Origin of the sequence: Mucilaginibacter sp. Bleaf8, from assembly GCF_018390515.1 — a bacterium.
Lineage (GTDB): Bacteria > Bacteroidota > Bacteroidia > Sphingobacteriales > Sphingobacteriaceae > Mucilaginibacter.
Map to the genome: position 1 here is coordinate 398701 of NZ_JAHBBK010000001.1, position 26945 is coordinate 425645.

General features: G+C 41.7%; 22 protein-coding genes and 1 riboswitch. Of the genes, 13 read left to right on the forward strand and 9 right to left on the reverse strand.

The window, feature by feature from the left end:
• Nucleotides 1–9: 9 nt before the first annotated feature.
• From KHS38_RS01650 to KHS38_RS01680, 7 genes are all read right to left on the reverse strand, one after another.
• Nucleotides 10–804, reverse strand: a complete 795-nt coding sequence (locus KHS38_RS01650) for a polysaccharide deacetylase family protein (RefSeq protein WP_213486392.1) — start codon at nt 802–804, stop codon at nt 10–12.
• Nucleotides 785–1738 (reverse strand): glycosyltransferase family 2 protein, encoded by a 954-nt coding sequence (locus KHS38_RS01655; RefSeq protein WP_213486395.1) that lies wholly within the window; start codon nt 1736–1738, stop codon nt 785–787. The genes KHS38_RS01650 and KHS38_RS01655 overlap by 20 nt, the downstream gene beginning before the upstream one ends.
• Nucleotides 1738–2904, reverse strand: a complete 1167-nt coding sequence (locus KHS38_RS01660) for a glycosyltransferase family 87 protein (protein ID WP_213486397.1) — start codon at nt 2902–2904, stop codon at nt 1738–1740. The genes KHS38_RS01655 and KHS38_RS01660 overlap by 1 nt, the downstream gene beginning before the upstream one ends.
• Before the next feature lie 155 nt (nt 2905–3059).
• Nucleotides 3060–4271: a homoserine dehydrogenase gene (locus tag KHS38_RS01665; protein ID WP_213486399.1), complete on the reverse strand. Its 1212-nt coding sequence runs from the start codon at nt 4269–4271 to the stop codon at nt 3060–3062.
• Nucleotides 4268–5326 (reverse strand): homoserine O-acetyltransferase family protein, encoded by a 1059-nt coding sequence (locus KHS38_RS01670; protein WP_213486401.1) that lies wholly within the window; start codon nt 5324–5326, stop codon nt 4268–4270. The genes KHS38_RS01665 and KHS38_RS01670 overlap by 4 nt, the downstream gene beginning before the upstream one ends.
• Before the next feature lie 89 nt (nt 5327–5415).
• A complete protein-coding gene (locus KHS38_RS01675; RefSeq protein ID WP_213486403.1) occupies nt 5416–6741 on the reverse strand; it encodes an O-acetylhomoserine aminocarboxypropyltransferase/cysteine synthase family protein in 1326 nt (441 codons plus the stop codon).
• A gap of 233 nt (nt 6742–6974) precedes the next feature.
• Nucleotides 6975–7090: riboswitch (SAM riboswitch) on the reverse strand.
• A gap of 105 nt (nt 7091–7195) precedes the next feature.
• Complete coding sequence (locus KHS38_RS01680) at nt 7196–8317, reverse strand: trans-sulfuration enzyme family protein (RefSeq protein WP_213486405.1); 1122 nt, start codon at nt 8315–8317, stop codon at nt 7196–7198.
• Nucleotides 8318–8559: 242 nt separating this feature from the next.
• Between KHS38_RS01680 and mqnE the strand changes: the two genes are divergently transcribed.
• From mqnE to KHS38_RS01745, 13 genes are all read left to right on the forward strand, one after another.
• Nucleotides 8560–9753, forward strand: a complete 1194-nt coding sequence (gene mqnE / locus KHS38_RS01685; protein WP_213486407.1) for an aminofutalosine synthase MqnE — start codon at nt 8560–8562, stop codon at nt 9751–9753.
• Nucleotides 9754–9773: 20 nt separating this feature from the next.
• The gene (locus tag KHS38_RS01690) at nt 9774–10394 is read left to right on the forward strand and encodes a histidine phosphatase family protein (RefSeq protein WP_213486409.1); all 621 of its coding nucleotides are present in this window, start codon (nt 9774–9776) and stop codon (nt 10392–10394) included.
• Between the two features lie 2 nt (nt 10395–10396).
• Nucleotides 10397–11140 (forward strand): menaquinone biosynthetic enzyme MqnA/MqnD family protein, encoded by a 744-nt coding sequence (locus KHS38_RS01695; RefSeq protein WP_213486411.1) that lies wholly within the window; start codon nt 10397–10399, stop codon nt 11138–11140.
• Between the two features lie 303 nt (nt 11141–11443).
• Entirely contained in the window at nt 11444–11944 is a 501-nt protein-coding gene (locus KHS38_RS01700) for a hypothetical protein (RefSeq protein ID WP_213486413.1), read from the forward strand.
• A gap of 152 nt (nt 11945–12096) precedes the next feature.
• A complete protein-coding gene (locus KHS38_RS01705; RefSeq protein WP_213486415.1) occupies nt 12097–14292 on the forward strand; it encodes a bifunctional alpha,alpha-trehalose-phosphate synthase (UDP-forming)/trehalose-phosphatase in 2196 nt (731 codons plus the stop codon).
• A gap of 124 nt (nt 14293–14416) precedes the next feature.
• A complete protein-coding gene (locus tag KHS38_RS01710) occupies nt 14417–15052 on the forward strand; it encodes a peroxiredoxin (RefSeq protein ID WP_213486418.1) in 636 nt (211 codons plus the stop codon).
• Nucleotides 15053–15187: 135 nt separating this feature from the next.
• The gene (locus tag KHS38_RS01715; protein ID WP_213486419.1) at nt 15188–15385 is read left to right on the forward strand and encodes a cold-shock protein; all 198 of its coding nucleotides are present in this window, start codon (nt 15188–15190) and stop codon (nt 15383–15385) included.
• An 85-nt stretch (nt 15386–15470) separates the two neighbouring features.
• On the forward strand, nt 15471–16754 hold the full coding sequence (locus KHS38_RS01720) for an MFS transporter (RefSeq protein WP_213486426.1): 1284 nt from the start codon (nt 15471–15473) through the stop codon (nt 16752–16754).
• Between the two features lie 45 nt (nt 16755–16799).
• Nucleotides 16800–17711, forward strand: coding sequence for an oxygen-dependent coproporphyrinogen oxidase (gene hemF / locus KHS38_RS01725; protein ID WP_213486428.1), 912 nt, complete (start codon nt 16800–16802; stop codon nt 17709–17711).
• Nucleotides 17712–17857: 146 nt separating this feature from the next.
• Entirely contained in the window at nt 17858–18262 is a 405-nt protein-coding gene (locus KHS38_RS01730; RefSeq protein WP_213486434.1) for a hypothetical protein, read from the forward strand.
• A gap of 177 nt (nt 18263–18439) precedes the next feature.
• Entirely contained in the window at nt 18440–21010 is a 2571-nt protein-coding gene (gyrA, locus tag KHS38_RS01735; protein ID WP_213486435.1) for a DNA gyrase subunit A, read from the forward strand.
• A gap of 3 nt (nt 21011–21013) precedes the next feature.
• Nucleotides 21014–22132 (forward strand): tetratricopeptide repeat protein, encoded by a 1119-nt coding sequence (locus tag KHS38_RS01740; RefSeq protein WP_213486437.1) that lies wholly within the window; start codon nt 21014–21016, stop codon nt 22130–22132.
• 7 nt (nt 22133–22139) lie between these two features.
• On the forward strand, nt 22140–23390 hold the full coding sequence (locus tag KHS38_RS01745) for a tetratricopeptide repeat protein (RefSeq protein ID WP_213486438.1): 1251 nt from the start codon (nt 22140–22142) through the stop codon (nt 23388–23390).
• A 185-nt stretch (nt 23391–23575) separates the two neighbouring features.
• Here the strand turns inward: KHS38_RS01745 and KHS38_RS01750 are convergent, their stop codons facing one another.
• Both KHS38_RS01750 and KHS38_RS01755 read right to left on the reverse strand, forming a co-directional pair.
• Nucleotides 23576–24106, reverse strand: a complete 531-nt coding sequence (locus tag KHS38_RS01750; protein WP_213486440.1) for a DUF4142 domain-containing protein — start codon at nt 24104–24106, stop codon at nt 23576–23578.
• A gap of 104 nt (nt 24107–24210) precedes the next feature.
• Nucleotides 24211–26808, reverse strand: a complete 2598-nt coding sequence (locus KHS38_RS01755; protein WP_213486442.1) for a phosphoenolpyruvate carboxylase — start codon at nt 26806–26808, stop codon at nt 24211–24213.
• Between the last annotated feature and the right edge of the window lie 137 nt (nt 26809–26945).

Sequence of the window (26945 nt, forward strand, 5' to 3'; positions counted from 1 at the left end):
AAGCCGGACTTAAGTCCGGCTTTTTGCTTTTATTATGTTATCGACAAAGTCAATCGTTCGGGTAAACTGATAGCCTTTAGCTTGGCTCCAAGTTATAAATTCAGTCAATCTTTTAATAAATGCATCGCCGGTATTTCGCGTTACATACCCCGGAAAGCCAAAACGCTCAGGCTGGTTCAGATCTGTAAATTCCCAAGGGTGGAAGTACAAATTCAGGTAACCATCTTTACTATGCGTAGCGCTGCTTAATAGCTTGATCAAACGCATTGGCAGGTTATGAAAGCTTAACCAAAACAATGGAAAACGTATTACTGGAGACACCGAAGAAGGTAACTGTAATACATTCTCATTGTAAAACCATGTACGGGGTTTGCTGAAATTATTATATCTACCGGGTAACCACGTTGGGTTGATAGACGAATTATATATATAGCCAGCCCGTTCAATTTCTTTTTCGTCTACCGGCATCATGCGCGCCATGCGGTAACCCTTTACCTCTACGCCGGTAAGTTCCTGTAACTTCAATCTGGATTGCAACAAATGCTCCGGTTTAAAATCTGAGTGGTAATAACCATGCGAAGCCAGTTCATGGCCTTCATCAACAATTTGCTTGATTATGTCTTGCTTGTGCTGAGCATAATTGGCTGTACAGTAAAATGTAGCTTTTACACTGGCTTTTCTGAGACTCTGTAAAATACTTAATGTACCTGCTGTAGAAATTGCCAACTGTTCATCAAAGGGTAGGCTTTTGCCGTATTCGAACGGCATATCAAACTCTTCTATATCAAAACTTAATAAAATCATTATTTACCCTTTGTAAGTTAGTGGAACGGATAATATAATTAGGCCGTTGTTTGGATTGCATAAACAACTTTCCAAGGTACATCCCGATAATACCCAGTACCATAAGCTGTATACCGCCAAAAAAAACGATGGTTGCAAGTATGGACGTCCAGCCAGACACTACATGACCAGTAAAATAGCTGATCAAAATATACGGAATGTATAAAGTGGCCAGCAAAGAAAAGAATAACCCGATGCCCGTTGCCATGTATAAGGGTCTTACACTAAAAGCGGTGATTCCCTGAACAGCAAACTTGACCATCTTTTTAAGGTTGTACTTGCTTTTACCAGAAAACCGGGCATCGCACTGGTAAGAAATTGCATACTGACGGAACCCCAACCATTTAATTAATCCACGGATAAACAAGCCGCTCTCATTCAAACTGCTTAATACATTAGCCACCTTGCGGTCAATAAGCCTGAAATCTGCAGTTCCCTTTTCTAACTTGGTATCAGAAAGGGAATTGATCATCTTATAAAAGAGGTCAGAGGTTTTGGTTTTGAATATCGTAGCCTCGTCTTGGTATTCACGCAAGGTATACACCACATCGTAACCTTCTTCCCACTTTTCCAGAAACTGGGTGATCATGTCGGGTGGGTGCTGCATGTCACTGTCCATGCTGATGATACAATCGCCGTCAGCATAATCATATCCGGCTTTTAGTGCATTTTGGTGCCCAAAGTTGCGCGACAGTTCCAGGTAGTACAGGTTCGGGTCGATATCACCAATTGATTGTAGCTTCCGCAACGTACCGTCTGAACTGCCATCGTCAATAAAAATCACCTCATATTCATAGGGTGTTGCTTTAAGTACCTGTATCAGGCGCATTGCCAGTACTTCAATATTACCTTCTTCATTGAAAGAAGGTATCACGACAGAAACTTTTCTTCTCATTACACGGCCTTATAGGAAGGTTGCTGGTTAAAATTACGCGTCAAGCTTTCAAATACAATCTTAATCCAAATCAGTAAGCATGGTAATGCCTTTAAAGCGTAAGGTTTAACATACTGTTTGTTTATGAACTTAGGAAAGAGGTCTGAAGGTGAAAGGCTCGTTAATATCAGAGCAAATACCAACAATGCTATTTCCAGATTAGTAACGGGCTTTGCCAGGTTCAGAAACCAAATGGCTACACCAACAAATGCTATTATGTAAGTGGGCGACTCAGATCCGGTGCTGAATATTACTGTAAAAATTAGTGTAGATGCTAAAATTAGTAATTGGTATGTTGTATTGTTGAAGCTTTTTACATTTAAATACGAGCATGCAAAAAGAAATACGCCCGGCACAAGCACTAATAAGTTTGACAGCTGTTGGTAATTAAATATGCGCCTGATCATGCCCATAACGCTAATATCTTGCATATACGAAACTGCATTAAGCGAGTTTTTTTCAACCAGGCTTGCATACCAGTCGTAATAGCTCTGCAAAACAAATGACGGTGAAGAGAACAGCATAGGCAGCGCAAAAAGAACAACGCCCCATATAACTAACCACTTAATGAATTGGATCTTATCTTTTACAAAGAAGAAAAATGCCAAACCTACAATACCATAAAGCTTAATGTAGGTGCCGGCAACTATGGCTAATGCAGCCCAGATACTTTTCTCTTTTTTGATAAAGATAAAGCTTAGCAATATCAACGCAGCCATTGAAGGGTTAAACTGCACGCTGTAAGACGCAGTCATGAGTTCATGTGCGCAAATAAGCAGCATGGCAACACGGCTCTGTATATTAAAAGGCAACATCATAATGGCCTTATACAAAACCCATGAATTCAGCAGCACCCACAAAACAACGGCTATGGCATCCGGAAAAAGCGTAAATGGTGCAATAACTATTGCAAACAGCGGCCCATAGTGATTACTATCTTCGAAATGCTGCGGCTGGGGTGTATATAAATTATACTGATGAATGAGATCAATAAAAGTATATTTATATATAAGGTAGTTGTTGATATGATGATTAAGTACTTGCTTTATTACTGCAAATAAGCTTAAGCCAAACCATAATAAGGTTACGAAAATACGATTGGTAAATAGCTTAGTGAACTTCAACATCAATAGCGCATGCGTCAATTACCTACAAATATAACAATCTCTTTACAATATACCGTTGAGGCCTAAGGCTACACCTAAAGTATTTATCTTTTAAACAGCAAAAGGCTCCAAGAGCCTTTTGCTATTAGTTATTATCGTATCTAACTTCAAGCTTATTATGCTGTAGCTAAGCTTACACCGGTAAGCTGATCGGCGAAGGCTACAAATGCCTTGCTCTCTGCTATGCGTTGCTGCTGGGCAATTAAATTCTGCAAATTCACTTTTCCGGTAACAAATTTAAAGTCGCCCGAATAGAAGCGTTCGTAGATATGTAAGAATTTAAGATCGTCAACCAACTGCTCATCTTCATAACGCAGGTAGATTTTTAGCTCCACATCGTTAGTGAAGTTCAGGTTATATTTTTGATGCGCTTTTTTGTACTCATAAGCGTAGCCATAACGCAGTGCGGCGATATCTGACAACACGGCCGACCCGGTAGGATGGCCTCCAGCTCCTTTACCGAAGAAGAATTGCTGATCGGCAAAGGCTGCCTGTACCGTAACGCCGTTATACTCGTATTCAACGTTGTATAAAAATTCAGATTCGTTGACAAATTTAGGTAGCACGAACAAGGTAACATGCTGGGCATCCAGCTCTTTGGCAACCGGAACTAACTTAATTTTCAGGCCCTTTTCGCGTGCGTACTGTAAATCATAAGCGGATAAATTCTGGATACCAATATTCAGAACATCCTCCGGGTTTACAATAATGCCATAAGCATGGGCTGCAGCAATAATTAGTTTAAACTTAGCGTCAAAGCCGCCTACGTCCATAGTAGGATCTGTTTCGGCAAAACCTAAATCTTGGGCCTGCTTTAACGCTGTGGCATAATCCATGTTTTCCAGGAAGCCTTTTGATAGAATATAGTTAGAGGAACCGTTGAAGATACCGCTGATGGAGTGCAACAACTCATTGTCATAATACTCTTCGAGATTGCGAATAATAGGAATACTACCACATACAGCGCCCTCATATAAAAGTGAGGTACCATGCTCATGCTGTAAATCCAATAACTCCTGCAAATGCAGGGCTATCATCTTTTTACTGGCCGAAACTACATTTTTGCCAGACTTTAATGCGGTTGATACGATCTCAAAAGCAGCTTCCGTATCATTAATCAGCTCAACAATGGTGTTGATTTCTGGGTTATTCAGCAGTTCATCTTTGTCTGTAGTGAAAATCTCCGGGGCTAACGAACGGATTTTGCCCGGATTTTTGATTGCTATTTTTTTGATTTCAAGGTTGAGGTTCTTGGTTTTGATGATGTCGTACAATCCCTGTCCAACTACACCAAAGCCGAATAAACCAATGTTTAGTTTAGTGCTCATTCAGAAAATTTTTGTAATTCGGTATTATGTATAGGCGTATCTGCGTTTAAAAAAGAGAAGATGATTCGGGTAAGTATACCGGTTTCAATCAAAAAACCGTCATGACCGTAAATTGAATCAAATTCGGCATAATCAGCATTTGGAATATGGCTGTACAGATATTGCTGTTCGTTGATTGGAAACAACATATCAGAGGTAATGCCAATCACCAGCGTACGTGCTTTAATTTTTGCGAGCGCTTTTTCAGCATCGCCACGGTTACGGCCAACATGGTGCGAGTCCATGGCTTTGGTTAAGTACCAATAGCTGTAAGCGTTAAATCGCTTAACTAACTTTTCGCCCTGGTAGCTTTGGTAAGATGCTGCCCGGTAATTATCTGTAATAGTTTCGTCGGTTTCTTTTTGTGTTTTGTTATAAGCGCTATAGCCACGGTAAGAAAGCAAAGCCATACTACGTGCTGCTTTTAAGCCGGCACTACCGCCATCGGGTGTGTTTTCGTAAAAGCTTGCATCTGCACTGAGGGCAAGCCTTTGAGATTCATTGAGGGCTATTCCCCAAGGCGAATGGAACGCATTGGTGGCAATCAGTATTAACTGTTCAATACGCTCGGGCTGTTGTATTGCCCATTCCAAAGCCTGCTGCCCACCCAGTGATCCGCCAATTAGCAGACTGATGTGCTCAATGCCTAAGTGATTGGCCAGAAGTTGGTGCGCATTGGCCATATCACGTATGGTACACACCGGAAAGTCGAGATAATACGGCTGGCCTGTAATGGGGTTAGTATTTAATGGATTGGTTGTGCCGTAAGGCGAACTCAGCACGTTAGCACATATTATATAATGTTCCTGCGGATTAATAAGGCTACCCTCACCGGCAAAGCCTTTCCACCAGTCAAACACATCGGAGTTTGCTGTGAGTGCATGGCATACCCACACCACATTGTTTTTATCTTCATTAAGATGGCCATAAGTATGATAGCCGATTTGCAGTTCCTTTAACTGCTCGCCGGATTCAAGTTCAAATAAGCCGTCGTATGTAAACGTTTTTGTATGCATCCTAAAATTCAAAGCGCCCCGCACTTAAAAAGCCGCGGGGGCTTTATCACTATTTAAACAAATTAACCTAAAAAGAAAAGTTCGGAAGATTATGATGACGACAGTTCCAGATCCTTCACCTTAGCAAAGGCCTGTTCAAAATCACCCTTGATGTCATCAATGTGCTCAATACCAACAGCAACACGTAGCAGGGTAGGTGTTACGCCGGCCGCCAATTGCTCCACCTCTGATAGTTGTTGGTGTGTAGTTGCAGAAGGCTGGATAATCAATGTCTTGGCATCGCCCACGTTGGCTAAATGACTTACCATTTGCAAGTTATCTATAAAGCTACCGGCGTTCAGCTTATCACCTTTAAGTTCGAATGACAGCACGGCTCCAAAACCGTTCTTAAGATATTTTTTGGCAAGACTGTGGTGTGGCGATGATGCCAGGCCCGGATAGTTCACTTTAGCAACTTGTGGATGTTGCTCCAACCAGGTAGCCAGTTCCAATGCATTATCTACATGCCGTTGTACGCGTAGTGAAAGCGTTTCCAGGCCTTGTATCAACAAGAAGGAATTGAATGGCGACTGAGAAGAACCAAAATCGCGCAAACCTTCAACTCTGGCTCTGATGATATATTGAATATTACCGAACGGACCATTAACGCCAAATACATCTGAGAACACCAGGCCATGATATCCCTCAGCCGGTTCGGTGAATTGTGGAAACTTGCCGTTTCCCCAATTGTAGTTACCGCCATCTACAATAACGCCGCCAATGCTGGTGCCGTGCCCACCTATCCACTTCGTGGCTGATTCAACAACTACGTTTGCACCGTGTTGCAGCGGACGGAAAAGATAACCACCTGCGCCGAAAGTGTTATCTACAATAAGAGGCAGATCATGTTTCCTGGCCAAAGCAGCAATTTTTTCAAAATCCGGAATATTAAAACCCGGATTACCTATGGTTTCAAGATAAATGGCTTTCGTCTTTTCGTCAATCAATGGTTCAAAGCTTTCCGCTTCATCATTAGCAGCAAACTTTACATTGATGCCCAGGCGTTTAAAGGCAACTTTGAATTGATTGTAAGTACCGCCATACAAAAATGGGGAGCTTACAAAGTTGTCACCAGCCTGTAGTATATTATTTAATGCGATGAATTGCGCAGCCTGACCGGATGAGGTAGCCAGTGCTGCAACACCACCTTCCAATGCAGCAATCCGCTTTTCAAACACATCGGTAGTTGGATTCATGATGCGGGTGTATATATTGCCAAACTCTTTCAAGGCAAACAAATTGGCGCCATGTTCTGCATTGTTAAATACATACGAAGTGGTTTGATATAACGGAACCGCTCTTGAACCGGTAGTTGGGTCAACTTCCTGACCGGCGTGCAGCTGCAGGGTTTCAAACTTTAGGGGTGGTGTTGACATAATTATAGTGTTTAAATAAGGTTGTATTTAGTTTGATAGTCAAGTTATTATTAATTGGGCTTAGTATTACCCAATCTGGCCAATGCGCTTAGAGAGTGAGCGGACGCTTGTTTGAATTTAGCAGCAACACATGCACATACAACTAAGCGTAGTGCTAATGGAAGAAGCGTTACCTGTTGAGGTACAAACAAAAGATGGCTGAGTAAAAATAACTACTTGTGTCATGGTTGTTAAATTTATATTCCCCGGTTATAATATTTCTCCGGGACAGGAATTGGCACCTTCTCCAACCGTAGGAGGGTTGCCAGCGGGTCAGGGAGCCTGATCTCTCGCCGCTTCTTTATAAATCAAAACCTTGTGAGGGGTATTTGATTAAGGTATGTTGCTACCTTGTTTTATGCCAACAAAGATAGAGTGCTTAAAAAGGAAAATGCAAGTATTTTTTTAAAAAACTTTATATCATATTGATTGCCTGAGATATATCTGCTATCAAGTCATCAATATGTTCAAGTCCAACAGATACGCGCAAAAGGTTTTGAGGCGTTTTTGTATCAGGCCCTTCATTCGATGCGCGGTGTTCAATCAGGCTTTCAACTCCACCTAAACTGGTAGCGTGCGTAAATAATTGCGTACGTGATGCTATTTGCATTGCTGTTTCTTTATCGCCTTTTACCACAAAGGAAAGCATACCGCCGAAATTCAGCATCTGCTCTTTGGCCAGTTGGTGTTGCGGGTGTGATAGCAAACCAGGGTATAACACGCGCTCAACCTGTGGTTGCTGTTCTAAAAACTCGGCCAGTTGCATGGCATTTTGCACGTGCCCGCGTATACGGTAGGGTAAGGTTTTTATACTACGCACCAGCCAGTAGCAATCGGTTGGTGATGGTATTGCGCCGCCCATCTGCTGCACCTGACGTATTTTTTCCCACCATTCATTTTTCGCGGCCGTAATTAACGCACCACCGGTTAAGTCGCTATGGCCACCTAAATATTTGGTAGTGGAGTGCATTACGATATCTGCGCCCAAGCTTATGGGCTGCTGACCGATAGGAGATGCAAAGGTGTTGTCACAAACTACTTTTATTTTATGCTGCTGCGCTACCCCGACAACTTTTTTGATGTCTGTAAGTTTGAGCAGCGGGTTGGATGGTGTTTCAACCCATATTAAACCGGTTGACGGCTTGATGTGATCTCTTAATACCTGCTCATCGTTGATGTCAATAAAATCAAATTTTAATATACCTTTAAAAAGGGTCTTCAATTGATTGCGCAGCCCATGATACATATCATCCGGGGCTATAATATGAGTGCCAGGCTCGAGTGATTGAAACACGCTCATACCGGCGGCATTGCCTGAAGAAAAGGCTGCTGCATCGGCACCGCCTTCCAAAACTGCCAACACGCGTTCCAGCATATGGCGGTTCGGATTGTCAGACCGGCTGTAAATGTAGCTTTTGGAATAGCCACCATCAGCATCGCGCTCAAAAGTGGTAGACAATACCAGCGGCTGGATTACAGCTTTTGATGCTTCGTCTGTATGATTGGCGGCATGAATAGCCAGTGTTTCTATCTTCATTACTATTAAAATTGGCGTTACAACCGGTGGTAAAAATACATATTGACAACAAAAAGCAATATGATTATATGAAATAAGTGAGCCATCACCTTATAGCCTAATTTTGGTCTTTAATTTTACTGCTTCGGTACATGCAGTTTAGTACCATCAACGCTGTAGTGTAAGTAGATGGTTGTATTTGTTACACACAGGTGATATGGTATAGGCGCTATTATATTACTTTTGCAAAAAAAAGTAATTTAATGAACGCTGAACAATCAATACAAGTGTTATTAAATGACGCTCACCTTTCTGCCGATCTTAAAAATATCGCCCAAAAAGTTTTAAACCGCGAGCGCATCAGTTTTGATGAAGGCGTACTGCTGTTTGAAAAAGGCGAGTTAAGTTATCTCGGTGTTTTAGCGAATTATATCCGCGAGCAGCGCCATGGCGATAAAACTTATTTTAATCGCAATTTCCATATCGAGCCTACCAATCTGTGTGTGTACGATTGTAAATTCTGTTCTTACTCGAGGCTGATTAAACAGCGCTCGGAAGGATGGGAGTATACCATGCAGGATATGCTGGATATTATAACCAAGTACGACAATGAACCGGTTACCGAGGTGCATATTGTAGGTGGCGTGTTGCCCCAGTACGATATGCCTTTTTATCAGGAGCTTTTTAGCCAGATTAAGGCACACCGCCCCGAGCTGCATGTAAAGGCACTTACGCCGGTTGAATATCATTACATTTTTAAAAAGGCTAAAGTTGATTATGCTACCGGCATGCGCCTGATGAAAGAGGCCGGGCTGGAATCGATGCCCGGCGGAGGCGCCGAGATCTTTCATCCGGAGGTACGCGATCAGATTGCTAAAGACAAATGCACGGCCGACCAGTGGCTGCAAATTCATGAAGAGTGGCACAAGTTAGGGATGCGCTCAAATGCAACCATGCTGTATGGACATATTGAAGCGTACTGGCACCGAGTTGATCATATGGAACGTTTGCGCCAGTTACAGGATCGTACCGGTGGTTTTCAAACCTTTATTCCGCTTAAATTCCGCAATAAAGACAACCAGATGTCGCACGTTAAAGAGGCATCGGTGATTGAGGATTTGCGCAACTATGCCATAGCGCGTATTTACCTGGATAATTTTGACCACATCAAGGCCTATTGGGCTATGATTAGTCGCACCACGGCGCAGCTTTCGCTCAACTTCGGTGTTGATGATATTGATGGTACACTTGATGATACGACGAAGATTTATACCATGGCGGGTGCTGAGGAACAGCGTCCGGCTATGAGTACTAAAGAGCTGGTTGAACTGATTAAACAAGTTGGCAGGCATCCGATTGAGCGTGACACATTATACAATGTAGTTACCGATTATATGGACTACCAGTTTGAGGAAGAGGTTAAACCACAATTTTACAAGTTGCCGGTTATAAATTAACGCAACTGTTTAAATCAAAAATGATTTTAAAGACTTTATATATAGTTCGCCACGGCCAAACCGACCTGAACAAACAGGGCATAGTGCAGGGCCGTGGCATGAATACCGATTTGAACGACGAAGGCCGCAAGCAGGCTCAGCTATTTTTTGATGCCTACAAAAATGTACCATTCGATAAAATTTACATTTCGGAGCTCAAACGTACACAACAAAGCATACAGCCATTTATTGATTTAGGTATTTCCTATGAAAAGCTGTCCGGCCTTGATGAGTTAGCCTGGGGCATACACGAAGGGCAACGCAGTACACCCGAAACTAAATCCGCATTTTTAAAACTGATGCGCGACTGGACCAGCGGCCGGTTGGACAGTAAGTTTGAGAATGGCGAAAGCCCCAACGAGGTATTGGAGCGGCAAAAAGGAGCGCTTGCTACCATCATGAGTCACCCGGAAGAACAAAACGTGCTTATATGTATGCATGGCAGGGCAATGCGTTTGTTCTTGTGCCTGCTTACCAACCAGTCGCTTGTTAAAATGGAAACCTTCCCACATCAAAATCTGGTTTTATATAAAGTTACTTACGATGGCAGTCAATTTAACATTGCCGAGTTTAATAATTCCATCCACCTACAAGTACACTGATCTTGAATAAAATAAGAATATCGGCTGTTAGTTATACTAACACCAAACCTTTTTTATACGGTATTGAACATACCGACATTATCAATAAAATTGAACTAAGTCTTGACAACCCTTCAGATTGCGCCCAAAAGCTGATTGACGATCAGGTGGATATCGGCTTAATTCCGGTTGCGGCAACGCTAAACTTGCCTGAATGGCAAATCGTATCTGATTATTGTATAGGGGCGGTTGCTGCTGTAAATTCCGTATTTATATTCAGTAATTGTGATATCCACGAAGTAAAATATCTACAGCTCGACCCACAGTCGCGCTCGTCTAATAACTTGGCCAAAGTCCTGTTAAAGAATTATTGGAAGCTAAGTCCCGAGCAGATCACCGGCGCTGAAGATTACGCCCAATCACAAGATCCGCATACAGCATTTGTACAAATAGGCGACCGGACCTTTGGCAAAACAGGGCAATATAAATATGTATATGACCTGGCCGAAGAATGGATAAAGTTCACAGGGCTGCCATTTACCTTCGCAGCATGGATTGCAAATAAACCTATACCACAGGAGTTTATTGATGAATTTAATCAGTCGCTGCAATACGGCCTTGACCACCGGAGCGAACTGTTCCAAGAAATGCCAATGCGCAATGATTTCGATCTAAAAGATTATTTAATGCATAGGATAGATTATCCGTTAACTGAACCTAAAAAGAAAGCGCTTTATTTATTTCTTGATTACATTAAGCAGCTTTAGGCATTACAAAAAGAATAAATGGCGTGACATAGTGTAAATACAACACTATGTCATTTTTGTGTCATTAATATTATAGAACTTACAATTCGGAAGCAGTTCAAATGTTATTAACGCAAAGGAATAGCGTTAATTTTAAGAAATTTCAAACAACTGGGCGCTTTTGCTAGTACTTTATTAACTTATCAATCTTTGCAACCGGTTGTTATGAAAAGTTTATAAAAATGTCCGATAATTTTATGAATTTTCATTTTTGACTTACTTTTGTTGTGTAATCAAAAACGATCACAACTTAGTTTTAAAGATATGAAAAAGTTAATATTTTCCCTGGCAGCCTCATTATTAATTAGCGCAAGCACTTTTGCTTACGAAGGTGGTAAAAAAGAAGACGATGCTAATAAAGTATCGTACAGTGTAAAAAATGAATTTGATGCAACCTTCGGTGGTGTTGAAGATGTAGTTTGGACAGTAACTGCAGATTTCCAGAAAGCGGAGTTTTCAATGGATGATGTTAAAACTACTGCTTATTATAACAACAAAGGCGAGTACTTAGGATATACTCAGTTAGTAAGCATGAAAGCTTTACCAACTTCGGCACGCAAAGAAATTGCTGCTAAATACAAAGGTTACGGTGTTAATGAGATCATCAAATTCCGCACTGGTGATTCAAACGGTTCTTCACTTTCACGTTTAGCTGTAGGTGGTACGTTTGATGAAGTATCTTACTTTGTTAGCTTAGAAAAAGAAGGTCAAAAAGCTTTAGTGCGTGTTACTCCTTACTCTTCATTAGAAGTTGTAAATAACTAATCAAATCACTGTTAACAAATAATACCGAAAGGCTGCATTACAAAATGCGGCCTTTTTTGTTTTACATCTGCCTGCGTTCTAATTCTTAAAAAGAATAATTTAAAACAACACCTCCCGTTTGCGGCTTTATAGGTAAAGCACTTTATACTATTATGCCAAAAACAATTATTGTTTCAAACCGGCTGCCTGTAAAGATTCAGGAGAATGAAGGGCAGTATCAGCTACTGCCAAGTGAAGGCGGACTGGCTACAGGTTTAGGTTCCATCTACAAACAGGGCGACAATGTATGGATAGGCTGGCCCGGTCAGGCTATTGACGATGATAAGAAAAAACAGGTTGCCGAACAGCTTAAAGAATTAAGCCTGGTTCCGGTATATCTTACTACTGATGATATTGAAGAATATTATGAGGGATTCTCCAATTCGGTACTGTGGCCTGTATTTCATTATTATGCATCTACCTATACTACTTACAAACCGTCCAACTGGGAATATTATCGTTTAGTAAACGAATGCTTTAAAGATGCGGTACTAAGCGTTGCTGAGCCTAACGACACCATTTGGATACATGATTATCAATTATTGCTTTTGCCGGAGCTCATCAGGCGGGAGCGCCCGGATGTATCTATTGGGTTCTTTTTACATATCCCGTTTCCATCGCATGAAATGTTCAGGCTCATCCCTTGGCGCGCAGAGCTTCTTAACGGGATGCTGGGTGCCGATTTGGTTGGCTTCCATACCTTTGATGATGTAAGGCACTTCCTGAGTTCGGTTTCGCGCATCCTTCCTACACCTATATCGTCTAACATTATTACCTGTCAGGAACGCTATGTGGTTGCTGAAGCTTTCCCGATGGGAATTGATGATAAAAAGTATGAGGAGATGGCCCGTAGCGAAGACGTAGCCCTGCAAATACAGCAAATCAAGGAAACATTTAAGGAAACTAAAATCATACTTTCGGTAGATCGCCTGGATTATAGCAAAGGTATTTTACAACGCCTGCAGGCATTGGAACTATTACTGCAAGATAACCCCGAATACATAGGTAAAATTACTTTGTATATGGTAGTGGTGCCATCGCGCGACAAGGTGCCGCAATACATGGAGCTGCGCAACCAGATTGATAAGAAGGTTGGCAATATCAACGCCCTATACAGAACGCTGGACTGGGCGCCTGTCAATTACTTTTATCGCTCGGTGCCGTTTGAAACACTTGCTTCCCTTTACGCAAGTGCCGATGTTTGCCTGGTATCGCCCATGCGCGATGGCATGAACCTGGTAAGTAAGGAATATGTAGCCAGCAGGGTAAATGACGATGGCGTACTCATATTAAGCGAAATGGCAGGTGCATCGCGCGAGCTGATTGATGCCATACTGGTAAACCCCAACAATGTAATTCAGGTAAAAGATGCCATTATACAGGCATTGAACATGCCGCTCGAAGAGCAAAACACACGCATGCGGCAAATGCGCCAAATTGTGAGCAAGTTCAACGTATCGCACTGGGTTAAAATCTTTATGGATAGGCTGGACGAAGTAAAATTCATGCAGCGGTCTTTACAAACCCGCCATGTGGGAGGGGCAACACAGCAATCTATCATTAATCGTTACCGTAACACTAATAAACGATTGATATTCCTTGACTATGACGGTACACTGGTTGACTTTAAGCCAAACGTAAACCAAGCCACACCTGATGCAGAATTGTATGAAATATTGAACGACTTGCTGGCCGATCCAGCAAACCACCTGGTATTAATTAGCGGCCGTAAGCACGAAAATTTGGGCGATTGGTTTGGCAACACGAATATTTACCTTATAGCAGAGCATGGTGCCTGGTTTAAGCAACCCGGCATGGAATGGCATAAAGTAGGAGGGCTGTCCACCAACTGGAAACCGGAGATCTCTGATATCCTTGAAAAATATATCGACCGCACGCCCGGATCTTTCATCGAGGAGAAAACCTACTCCCTGGTATGGCATTACCGTAAGGCACAAAATGGTTTAGGTGAATTAAGGGCTAATGAATTGATGAATACCCTTAAATTTTTAGCTACAGACAAAGGATTACAATTGCTGCCGGGCGATAAAGTTGTTGAAGTTAAAAACATGGAGATTAATAAAGGTAAAGCTGCCCTTACACTGGTCGACGAAAGTGATTACGACTTTATTATGGCCCTGGGTGATGACTTAACAGACGAAGACACATTCAAAGCACTGCCAGATAGCGCAACCACTATTAAAGTAGGCACGGGTGCATCAGCAGCTAAATTCTTTTTGCGTAACCCGGATGAGGTTCGGAGTTTATTGAAAGCACTGGCGGTTAGTACAACGGTTAATCAGGAATAAAGAGTTAAAAAGGTGTCAGACCATTGTTAAGTTATAAATATATTATCTATAGGATTTGTAGATTTTAAAACATATCCTTTTATTTGGTACAATTCAGTTTAGTATTTAATTAAATAAAAATATCATGAGCTTACGATTAGGCGATAAAGCCCCCAATTTTAAGGCACAAACCTCTGAAGGTGAAATTGATTTCTATAAATTTTTAGGCGACAGCTGGGGCGTATTATTTTCGCACCCTGCCGATTATACACCCGTTTGCACAACCGAATTAGGACGCACCGCTGCATTAAAAGACGAGTTTGCAAAACGGAATGTTAAAGTGGCGGCATTAAGTGTCGATTCGGTTGAATCGCACAAAGGTTGGATAAGCGATATAAACGAAACCCAGGATGTTGAGGTTAATTTTCCAATCATTGCCGACGAGAACCGGGAAATTTCTGAGGCCTATGATATGATTCACCCTAATGCCTCTATGACGGCAACAGTGCGCTCATTGTTCATCATAGCGCCCGATAAAACCATTAAATTGATTATTACCTATCCGGCATCAACCGGACGTAATTTTCAGGAGATTTTGCGCGTGATAGATTCACTACAGTTAACCGCTAATTACAGCGTATCAACGCCGGCCGATTGGAAAGAGGGCGACCAAGTAGTCATATCACCCGCTATAAAAAGCGAAGATATACCGGCAAAATTTCCGAAAGGACACGTAGAGGTAAAGCCGTATCTGCGTTTAACCCCGCAGCCCAATAAATAAAAATATTATTTTTAGATAAATTTATATATTTGAAAAAATTCATTTAATTTGCTTTTACCTTTCTGAATTATAATCATTTACACTTTCAGTTTGGCATAAAATCTAAATCTTAATAAACATATACGATACTATAATATGAAAACTGGAAAAGTAAAATGGTTTAATACACAGAAAGGATACGGCTTTATCGTTACTGAAGAAGGAAAAGATCTTTTTGTACACTTTAAAGATATCGAAGGCGGCGTAAATGCACTACAAGATAATGATAGTGTTGAATACGAGGTTGAAGAAGGCAGAAAAGGCCCGCAAGCCATAAAAGTGAAAAAAATATAATTCAAAAAATTTATCATATTTAAAGCCTCTGTTTTCGCAGAGGCTTTTTTTGTGCATATTAGTAAAACGTTAAATCTAAATTTTAATGAACGACATAGCAGCTAAGTCTAACAAGAGCGTAATCTTTTTGGTAATCGTGGCATCATTGGGCTACTTTGTTGACATCTATGATCTGCTGATCTTTTCCATAGTGCGTGTAAAAAGCCTTCACGACATAGGTGTAACGGATAGCGAAATTCGCACTAAAGGTGAATTTATTATCAATATGCAGATGCTGGGATTGCTTTTGGGCGGCTTACTGTGGGGGATTATTGGTGATAAGTACGGCCGTATACGGGTACTGTTCGGTTCTATCTTATTATATTCAATAGCAAACTTTGCTAATGGCCTGGTTACAAATTATCATACCTACGCAATAGTAAGATTTATAGCCGGTATAGGTTTAGCAGGTGAGTTAGGTGCAGGCATAACGCTGGTAAGCGAAACCATGAGCAAGAAAAACAGGGGTTACGGAACCATGATCGTAGCCGTAGTTGGCTTGTTTGGCGCCGTATTGGCCAATCTGGTTTCCAAATACGGATGGCAAAATGCCTACTTTATAGGTGGTGGTTTGGGTGTATTGCTATTGTTGTTACGTATGGGTACGTTTGAATCGGGCATGTTTAAGCAGGCTGCAGAAAGCGAGGTATCCAGAGGCAACTTTATGATCCTGTTTACCAGTAAGGCGCGCCTGGTGAAGTACTTATGTTGTATACTCATTGGGATGCCTTTGTGGTTTGTGGTAGGAATTCTGGTAAGCCAGGCCCCCGAAATCGGTAAAGAGCTGCATGCCGCTCAGCCTTTAAGTGCAGGCACTGGTATCATGTTTACGTACATTGGTATTTCAATCGGCGATATATTTGCCGGCTTGTTTGCACAATTAACCAAATCCAGAAGGTTAACCATGCTGGTGTTTCAATTGCTATCCGTAGTTAGCGTAATATTATACCTGAATGCTCACGGCATAACAGACACTCAATTCACCTGGCTGTGTTTATTTATTGGCTTTTCTGTTGGCTATTGGGCTACATTTGTTACTATTGCTTCCGAGCAATTTGGCACAAATATCCGCTCAACTGTTACTACTACAGTACCGAACTTTGTAAGAGGCGCGCTGATTCCTATAACCGTTTTGTTCGAAATGTTTGTAAAGTACTTTGCAGAACATGGCTACAAAGAGACCAGCCTGATTTACAGTGCCTACATTATGATGGCTATTGTAACAGTTGTAGCGCTGCTTGCTTTAGGCTTTTTGAAAGAAACCTTCAGCAAAGATTTAAATTATTTGGAAGAAGAGGCCGAAGCAAGCAATGCCACTATCGCTTCTTAAAAATCGGATTACGCTAAATGCTGGCATTTGTGCATCTTTGCAAGGATGATTAGCAAAGAACAAATAAGCGCCGACTATCAAACTATTCAGGATGAAATTTGCCAGAGCCTGGAGCTGCTGGATGGCAAAGCACGTTTTGAAGAAGAAATATGGGAACGTGATGGCGGCGGCGGCGGTCGCACCCGCGTTATTCAGAATGGGAATATACTTGAGAAGGGTGGCGTAAATTTTTCGGCTGTGCATGGCCGTTTGCCCGAGGCCGTTAAAAAAGCCTTTAAGGTTGAGCAGGATGACTTTTTTGCTACAGGGGTATCTATCGTTATACACCCTAATCATCCACTGGTACCTATCATTCACATGAATATCCGGTATTTTGAAATGCCATCTTCATTCGATACCGATCAGCCACTGCGCTGGTTTGGTGGAGGTATTGATTTAACGCCGCATTATGTATACGAAGAGGATGCACGTTTTTTTCATGGTAACTTAAAGGACGTATGCGACCGGTACAACCAGGATTTCTACCACCGCTTTAAAGCGTGGGCCGATGATTATTTTTTCATTAAGCACCGTCAGGAAACCCGTGGTATTGGTGGTATATTTTATGATCGCCTAACCGCTACTGAAGACGTATCCTGGAATGATATCTTTGAGTTTTCGAAATCAGTGGGCCGCACCTTTGCACCGGTGTATACTGAATTAGTTAACCGCCATCGCCACGAAACATTTACAGAACAGCAGCAACAGTGGCAGTATGCCCGCAGAAGCCGTTATGCAGAGTTTAACCTGGTATATGATGCCGGTACAAAATTCGGTTTGGAAACTAACGGACGAATTGAATCCATCCTGATGAGCTTACCACCAACGGCCAAATGGCTTTACAACCACACCCCGGAAGCTGGCAGTGAAGAGGAAAAAACACAATCGCTGCTAATAAAAGGCATTAACTGGGTATAGGCATACAGGTTGCTTTTTTTTCATACAATCCCAATTCTCGTCTATTTTAACAGACGAGGGCTGGGATTTTTTCGCTAATAGCGCATCCAGTGTTCCATAGCGAACAAAAACTTTCACATTACCTCAAAACACATTAAATTGCCGCCATGAATCGTGGTAAATATAGCGGGCTATTTGTGGCCGGCATAATAGCGCTATCAGGTTGTACAGGCAAAAGCTCGCTGCAAGGAACCTGGCAATATAGCGGCGGTATCTACAATGGTAAGAAAGAAGGTGGTACCGAAGGGTACAACCTACAGCGTACTTACAAAGAAAAAAGCTTTGAAGCTTTTATGCTTGAGGAGGGTACTGAGGCACAGAAGTTTCAGGCGGGCAACTATGAGTTAAAAGGTGATAGTTGTTTTGAAACAGAAACCTATAGTGCGCAAGCAACTAAACTATCCGGCGTAACTTTGCGCTATGCCTACAAAATCAAGAACGACACACTGATACTTAATGGCAAATTGCCTACCGGAATGGTGGTAGAGGAGTACTGGAAAAAACTCAAATAGCTTGCCTGAAAAGACAATATTTTTCCTTTTAGATTATTGCTGCTATCTAAGTGCTTTACCGGCCGTAATGTTGGTAAAAAACCCGGTATTATGCCTTTATTTTCGTATATTCGCAGGTTAAATTAGATGTCGACCTAAGATATTTGAGCAAATTTTTTCTACAAAAAATTCTAATTGATGGCTGAAGATAATTCACAACAAACCAACAGAATAATTCCTATAAATATTGATGAAGAAATGCGATCGGCTTACATTGATTATTCAATGTCGGTTATCGTATCACGTGCTTTGCCGGATGTGCGCGACGGTTTGAAACCCGTACACAGACGTGTGTTGTTTGGCATGCTCGACCTTGGTCTGAATAATAACAAGCCCTTCAAAAAGTCTGCACGTATTGTGGGCGAGGTGATGGGTAAGTATCACCCGCATGGCGACTCATCCGTATATGATACCATGGTACGTATGGCCCAGGATTGGAGCTTGCGGTATCCGCTGGTAGACGGACAAGGCAATTACGGTTCGCTTGATGGTGACAGCCCGGCGGCAATGCGTTATACAGAGGCTCGCCTGCAAAAAATTGCCGAAGAGATGCTGGCCGATATCAATAAAGACACCATTGACTATCAGCTGAACTTTGATGACTCGTTGGAAGAACCAACGGTTTTACCGTCCAAAATCCCGAACCTGCTGGTAAACGGTGCGTCGGGTATTGCGGTAGGTATGGCTACCAATATGGCGCCGCATAATCTTACAGAGGTTATTAATGCTACTATTGCTTATATAGATAACCGCGAAATTGAGATCAGCGAATTGATGCAGCACATCAAAGGCCCTGATTTCCCAACCGGTGGTATTATTTATGGTTTTGAAGGTGCCCGCGAAGCTTTTGAAACAGGCCGTGGCCGCATTGTGATGCGTGCCCGTGCCGAAATTGAAACCTACAATGGCGACCGCGAACGTATAGTTGTAACCGAAATTCCTTACCAGATCAACAAAGCGCAAATGATTGAGCGTACCGCTGATATGGTGAATGATAAGAAAATTGAAGGTATATCAACCATACGGGATGAATCAAGCCGTGAAGGTATACGTGTGGTATATGAGATCAAGCGCGATGCCAATGCATCTATTGTTTTAAACAATCTTTACAAATACACTTCACTGCAAACTTCTTTCAGCATTAACAATATTGCGCTGGTAAAAGGCCGCCCGATGTTGCTGAACCTGAAAGATATGATCTTTTACTTTGTGGAGCACCGCCAGGAAGTAATTGTACGTCGTACACGCTATGAACTGGCAGAAGCTGAAAAACGTGCTCATATTCTTGAAGGTTTATTAATTGCACTGGATCACTTAGACGAAGTCATTCAACTGATCCGTAGTTCGGCTACTCCTGAAGAGGCCCGCGACGGTTTGATGACCCGCTTTGGTTTAAGCGAAATTCAGGCCCGTGCAATTCTTGATATGACCCTGCGCCGTTTAACCGGACTGGAGCGTGATAAAATCAAAGAAGAGTATGCGGAGCTGATGAAGCAAATCGACTACTTAAAATCTATCCTGGCCGACGAGAGCCTCCAAATGCAGATTGTTAAGAACGAGCTGCTGGAGGTATACGAAAAATACGGTGATGAGCGTAAAACCGAAATGGTTCACTCAACTGCCGAGATGATGACCGAAGATTTCATCGAAGATGAAGACGTGGTTATTACTATCTCGCATGAAGGTTACATCAAACGTACACCGCTTACGGAGTACCGCCGCCAGGGCCGTGGTGGTAAAGGAGCCTTAGGCAGCAACAGTCGCGATGATGACTTTATTGAGCACCTGCTGGTAGCATCAAACCACAATTATATGCTGTTCTTCACCGAGGCCGGCCGTTGTTTCTGGCTACGTGTGTTTGAAATTCCGGAAGGTACCCGCACCTCAAAAGGTCGTGCTATTCAGAACATCATTAACATTCCAAAAGAGGAGAAAATTAAAGCATACATCAAAGTTGTTAATTTGAAAGATCAGGAGTATCTGGAAAACAACTTTATTATTATGTGTACCACCAAGGGTACCATCAAAAAAACCTCACTGGAAGCTTATTCTCGTCCGCGCTCAAACGGTATTAATGCGATCAATATCAATGATGGTGATTCATTGTTAGAAGCTACACTTACTACAGGCAATAGCGAGATAGTAATGGCATTGAAGTCAGGTAGGGCTATTCGCTTTAACGAGTCAACTGTAAGACCAATGGGCCGTACCGCAACCGGTGTACGCGGCATCACCCTTGAAGACGAAAAAGATGAGGTTGTAGGCATGATTGCCATCAATGATCCGGAAACTACGGTGTTGGTTGTATCAGAAAAAGGTTACGGTAAACGTACCGATATTGAAGACTACCGTGTAACTAACCGTGGCGGCAAAGGTGTTAAAACCATCAACGTTACTGAAAAAACAGGAAAACTTGTTGCCATAAAAGATGTTACTGATACTGATGATCTGATGATCATTAATCGCTCAGGTATCATCATCCGCATTGCCATGAATGAATTGCGGATAATGGGACGTGCAACACAGGGTGTACGTTTGATATCGCTTAAGGAAGGTGATGAGATTGCCTCAGTAGCCAAAATTGAGCATAGCGAAGAGGAAGAATTAGAACAAAAGCTGGAAGAAAATGGCATAACAGAAACTGAAGATACGGAGGATAACACCTCTGTAGAAGGCACTGATACACCTGCCAGCGAAGAAAATGAATAATATATGCTAAGCCGTAAAATACTCGTATTTAGTTTTTTACTGCTGTTTACCGCACCTTTAGCATTCGGCCAGTCCGAAGCGTTAAAGTCTGTGGTAAACAGCTTGGCTTTTTATCGGCAAAAAGGGGAGCTGCGCTACCTCAGCAGTGCAAAAAAGTCGGTAGATAGTTTGATCGTAACCAAGTCAGACTCATCCAATCTTGAAAAGAACATTTACAAGGCAATCGTTTACTCCAGCATTGCTTTTGTTGATTCTACCAATCAGCTCAATAATCCGCCTGATTTTGTGGCCAAAACGACCAAGCTGGTTGATGCTTTGGGAGAAAAGAAGAAGATTTACAAATACCCCACCGAACTCGACTTTTGTAAAAGGTGCTTATCAAACGTATATATAAGATTAGGTTTTATCAGCATACGGAGCATGGAGTTTGCCACAGCTGTAGATAACTTCAAAAAAGCACAATCTTACACACCCACCTTTGCACCACTAAACGCATACATTGCCTATGCTAACAGCAAAAACGGCAACTTGCAGGAAGCAGTAAAGTATTATAATACTTTGCTAACGGCTGACAGTACCCGCACAGAATATGTGTTGGCAACCGCCAACATATATAAAACGATGGGAGATACCGCTAAAGCGCTGAACGTATTGCAGAAAGGTCGGAGATTTTTGCCTACTGAGAAAAGCCTTTTGCTGGAAGAAGCCAATATTTACAGCAATAGGGGAGACTACCGCGCTTTAGAACCTATGCTGGTGAAACTACTGGATGAGAACCAAGCCAATGCCGACGTGGCTTTTGTTGCAGCCAATTGTTATGATCATTTAAAGCAGTATGACAGGGCTGAGTCTTTGTATTTACGAGCTATTGAGCTAAATAACAGCGCCTATGATCCGGTTTTAAACCTCGGTTTACTATATTTAAAACAAAGTACAGTGAGAAATAACCATGACGATGTGCAGAAAAATCTGGAAAGAGCTGCACTTTGGCTGCAAAAGGCATATGAAATGTCGCCAAAAAACGTTATACCATTACAGCTACTGCAACAGGTTTATGCCAAAACAGGCAACGAACTTCAGTTACAGAAGATAAATGATAAATTGCAACAGTTAAACAATTAAGTAATCTATGAAAATTAAATTTTTGATAACAGGTGCCTTGAGTTTAGCATCTGTCACGGTATTCGCTCAAAAAGGCGAGTTAGACAATGCACAGAAAGAGTTTGGTTCATATGAAACTGCCAGAGGCCAGCAAGCCCTTGCAAGCGTGGCTAAAACCAGTATCACCAATGCCAAAACATCAATCGACAAGGCTGCTGCTAACGAAAAAACAGCAACCATGCCTCGTACATACGCTTTAAAAGCCGCAATTTACGGAGCTATGGCGTATCAGGATACTGTAGTAAGCACATCAGCCCCGTTATATACAGCAGGTGTTGAGGCCCTACAAAAAGCAAAAGAGGCAGACAAAAGCGGCGAGTTCAAAAGCTTGACCGATGCAGCTAATCAATACTTAGGCGTTTATTCTTTAAACAAAGGTGTTAGAGAATTTCAAGGTAAGCAATTTGAAGATGCATACAAATCATTTGATTTTTACCGCAGCATAAACCCTGAAGATACAACAGCAATTTTATACACTGGCTTAGCAGCAGTTAATACCAAAAACTATCCGGTTGCTATAAACAACTACAAAAAGCTGCTTACCACTAAATACAGCAAAAACGAAGGTGTATATGGTGATTTATCCAGCATTTATCTGGAAACCAAAGATACCACCAACGCTTTAAGTACTTTAACCGAAGGTGTAAGCAAATACCCAAGCAGTGCAGCATTACGTTCAAGAGAAATTGAACTTGGTCTTACTATGGGTAAGCAAGCCGAGATTCTGGACAAAATTCAGGGTGCGATTGCTAATGATCCTAAAAACAAATTTTTGTACTACTATGCAGGTATTGCTTATGTAGGATCTGCTAACGGCGTAGATAAAAAGCTAAAGCAGACTAAAGCTGCCACAGAGGTTGCATCATTGCAAAAACAAAAAAATGACAACTTGGCCAAAGCTACCGATATGTTCAAAAAGTCTTTAGAGATTGATCCGAACTATGCGCCGGCAGCAGTTAGCTTAAGTGACGCGCTAATTACACCAATTGTTGATGAGTTTAATGCTGCAAATAAATTGCCAACTAGTAAAGCAAAAGAATATGCAGCAGCTATGGCCAAAGTTAACACGCAGCTGGATGCAATTAAGCCACAATTGTTAAAAGCTGTTGAGCTTGATCCAAAATCAGCAAGTGCTTTAACTAACTTAAGAAACTATTATCTGGTAAAAAAGGATAATGTTAAAGCTACTGAACTAAGCAAAAAGATCAACGCATTATAATAAGTAAGGCCCTCATAGTAGGGCCTTAATAAAAGAATTCTTACTTTACATAATGTTAATTATATGAAACATATTACAAGGCATGAAGAGATGAGTTTATATTTTTATTCTAAATAACTTCAAAATAAAAACGGCCTTGCAGATTATGCAAGGCCGTTTTTATTTGATCAAGATTAACCTGTTTATTATAAACTTGAATCTAAAGTTTTTGCATGTTCTAAATGCATCTTCAATACCGGTAAATTTTTCTCGGCATAATCGCGTACCGGTTTATTTTTAGATTGTGTGATATCGTAATACAATTGTACCGCTTCACTATGATCTTTAACCATCATGTCCATATATGCCTTATCAAAAGCCGGACCTGATAGTTTAGCAACGCTGTCAAGCGCGGCTTGGTGCATTGGTGATACTTGGGTTGATGGCACTGCATATTTATCAGCAGCAAGCTTATTAAGTTCTGCACTTGATTTGGTATGATCAGTAATCATCATTTTCGCAAACTCAACAACCTTGGGGTTGGTTGACTTTGACTGCGCTACGTTTGCAGCCTTAATTTCAGTTAATCCTGCCTCGCTGGCTTTTTTTATGAAATTCAGGCTCATGTCATCAACCAAGGTTTTTTCATTATAATTTTTGGCTCTACGGTTGTCGTTGCAGGCAACTGCAGCGAAGCAAAACAAGGCTATAGCGCCTGCATGATAAATTCTTTTCATTGTAAACTAATAAAGTTAAGCAGATGTATTATTTTTTAACAAATAAATGGCAAACTGGTTTACAATGCTTAAAAAAATCCACAAGCGCTATTGGTATCAAAGCGTTAGGCTAAATTACGCCCTGCGTTTACAATGCCATAAACCGTTCTTATAACTAACTTGCCGTAAGCATTTTTCTGTTCCTCGTTTTCTGTTTCTTTCATGCGCTGCAAGGCATAGTGTTGTGTAACTACCAAAGGCAAAACAATACGCTCTCGCATTGCAATAGAGCGTTTTTCAACCGGATAATCGTCCATTAGCTCCTTACAGCCGGTTAGCTCCAATAACAGCGACTTGGTCAGCTCGTATTCCTGCTTTAATAACTGCCAGAATTCACCGTAACGTTCGTCGTGCTCCAAATGTGCCGTCACCCGGAAATCAGATTTAGACATCGACATCATACAGTTGTCTATCATCGTTTTAAAGAAGCCCGACGCCAGGTACAAATCTCTAACTTCATCCCACTTTCCTTCTTGTTTCATTTTATTTAGTGCCGTACCTACGCCATAAAAACCGGGTACGTTTTGCTTAAGCTGGCTCCAGGCAGTTACAAAGCTAATGGCACGCAAATCTTCCAACTTTAGTGGTGCTCCGGCATTACGTTTGGTTGGCCGGCTACTAATATTGATGTTTGATAATAGCTTAAGCGGGCTCATGTTTTCCAGATAGTCCGTAAACGTATCATGATGGCGCAGATCCATAAACAATTTATAACTGGCATCAGCCATTTCAGAAATTAACTGTTTGTGATTGCTATCCAGTAAATCTCTATGATCCGGGTGCAATGCTGACGTAATTCCCGCATTCACTAACTGCTCGATGTTATATTTTGCTGTTTCAATCGAGCCGTATTGTGAACTAACGGTTTGCCCTTGAATAGTTAACTGAATATGGTCATTTGCAATCTCTTTACCCATTGCTGCGTAAAAGCGGTGTGTTTTACCGCCGCCGCGTGCCGGTGGGCCTCCCCTCCCATCAAAAAATGCCAGTTCAATATCATATTTCTTGGTTATGGCTGTAAGTTCAATTTTAGCCTGATAAATTGACCAGTTGGCCATCAGGTAACCACCATCTTTGGTACTGTCAGAAAAGCCCAGCATAATCATTTGCTTGTTGCCACGACGCTTCAGGTGTTCTTTATATACCGGATGCGTGTAAAGCTTTTCCATTACGCCTGCTGCATTCTTCAAGTCGTTCACCGTTTCAAAAAGCGGCATAAAATCTATGGTCAGGCTCTCTTTTTTCCATCCTGTCCATAAAAATAAGTTCATAAGTTGTAAGATGTCTGAAGCTTCCTGGCAGTTGCTAATAATGAAACGCTGGCAACCTTTTTCACCATTTTCTTGTTGAATCTGATGTATCAGCCTTATGGTACTCAGCGTATCATTGATCATTGCGTCCGATGTACAGGTGTCATTATCTGAGCAAACGAAATCTACTTCATTGAAAGGTATCGCTTTCAGCTTCTCGTCTTCACTTAATTGTTCATAAGCTTCCGCTGTTAAAACGGTATTTATCTGTGGTTGCTGCAACCCATAGCTATAAACGCTCCGCAATACCCGGCTATCCTGACGAATATCTAGTGTTGCGAAGTAACAACCATAAAGTTTTATTTTCAGAGAAAGGTCATCCACCAAATCAACAAATATATTATCATGATCTTGCGCCAGTACTTCCCGTATAGATTTGAGAAGATCCAAAAGTTCATTTTGTAAATCTTTGGGCTGGGCTTCGGGATTAAAGGCATTTTGGTACAGCATGTTTTCCAGCTGTTGCATTGGCTCTTCCACCCCTCTAAACGTTACCCGGCGTTTTAATGATTTAAAATCCCGGTAATAGCACCTGAAAACAATTTGCCTTAGCGTAGCTGCAACAGTTTTGGTATCTTCTGTTTTCACATTCGGATTTCCATCCCGATCACCGCCCGGCCAAAATCCCAGTTCTAGAACTTGGTTTATATCGTCAATAACACCAAATTCATCATCCAGACGCGTACGAATGCCTGCTAATGCATGGTAGAAGATATTTTCCAGAAACCAAATCAAACTCACGGCCTCATCAACCGGCGTAGGTTTAGTTTTATTGAAAAACGGCGTTTTACCCAACTGCTGCAACAATACATTCACCGCATTGATATCATTGTGTTTTAGGGCTTCAATTAAGTCTGTCATGATACCCAGCACTGTTCCTGGATAGAACTGCGTAGGATGCGCTGTCAGAACCAAACGGAGCGAAAAGTTCTTCAGTTTTTCAATTACTCGTCTACGCAAATCATCGCTTCCGGCAGCCTGCTGTATAAGGCTCTGCAGGCCTCCGCTATCGTCAGACCGGGTGAGCTTACCGAAAGATGAATCTTCGATAGCGTCAAAAAGCACCACCTGGCGCTCTATATACTGAATAAAACGAAATAAGCGATTAATCTGCTCCTGCTCATCCACATTAGGCACATGCTCTTCAAAAAATGATTTAATAATTTCGGTCGGAGACTTTAGCAGCGTAGTAGCTTTTTCACAATGGGAAGCAAAAAATGGCAGCAGTATACCAGTATCTTTTACCTGATAAAACGGCAGCGTTAAAAATAAACTGTTATAAAGCTCAAACCGGGTAACTACTTCCTGATTAAAAACAGCTTCCCGGTGGCGGGCATTTTGTGGTGATGGCATAGTAGAGTATATCAATCAATCGTATAAGTACATGATTCGGGGCTCAAAATACACACATTCATGTTAAATATTCAAACTCTAAGCATAAATAATAGTTTATGCCTTGTAGATACATTATGTATTTTTACAGCATCATA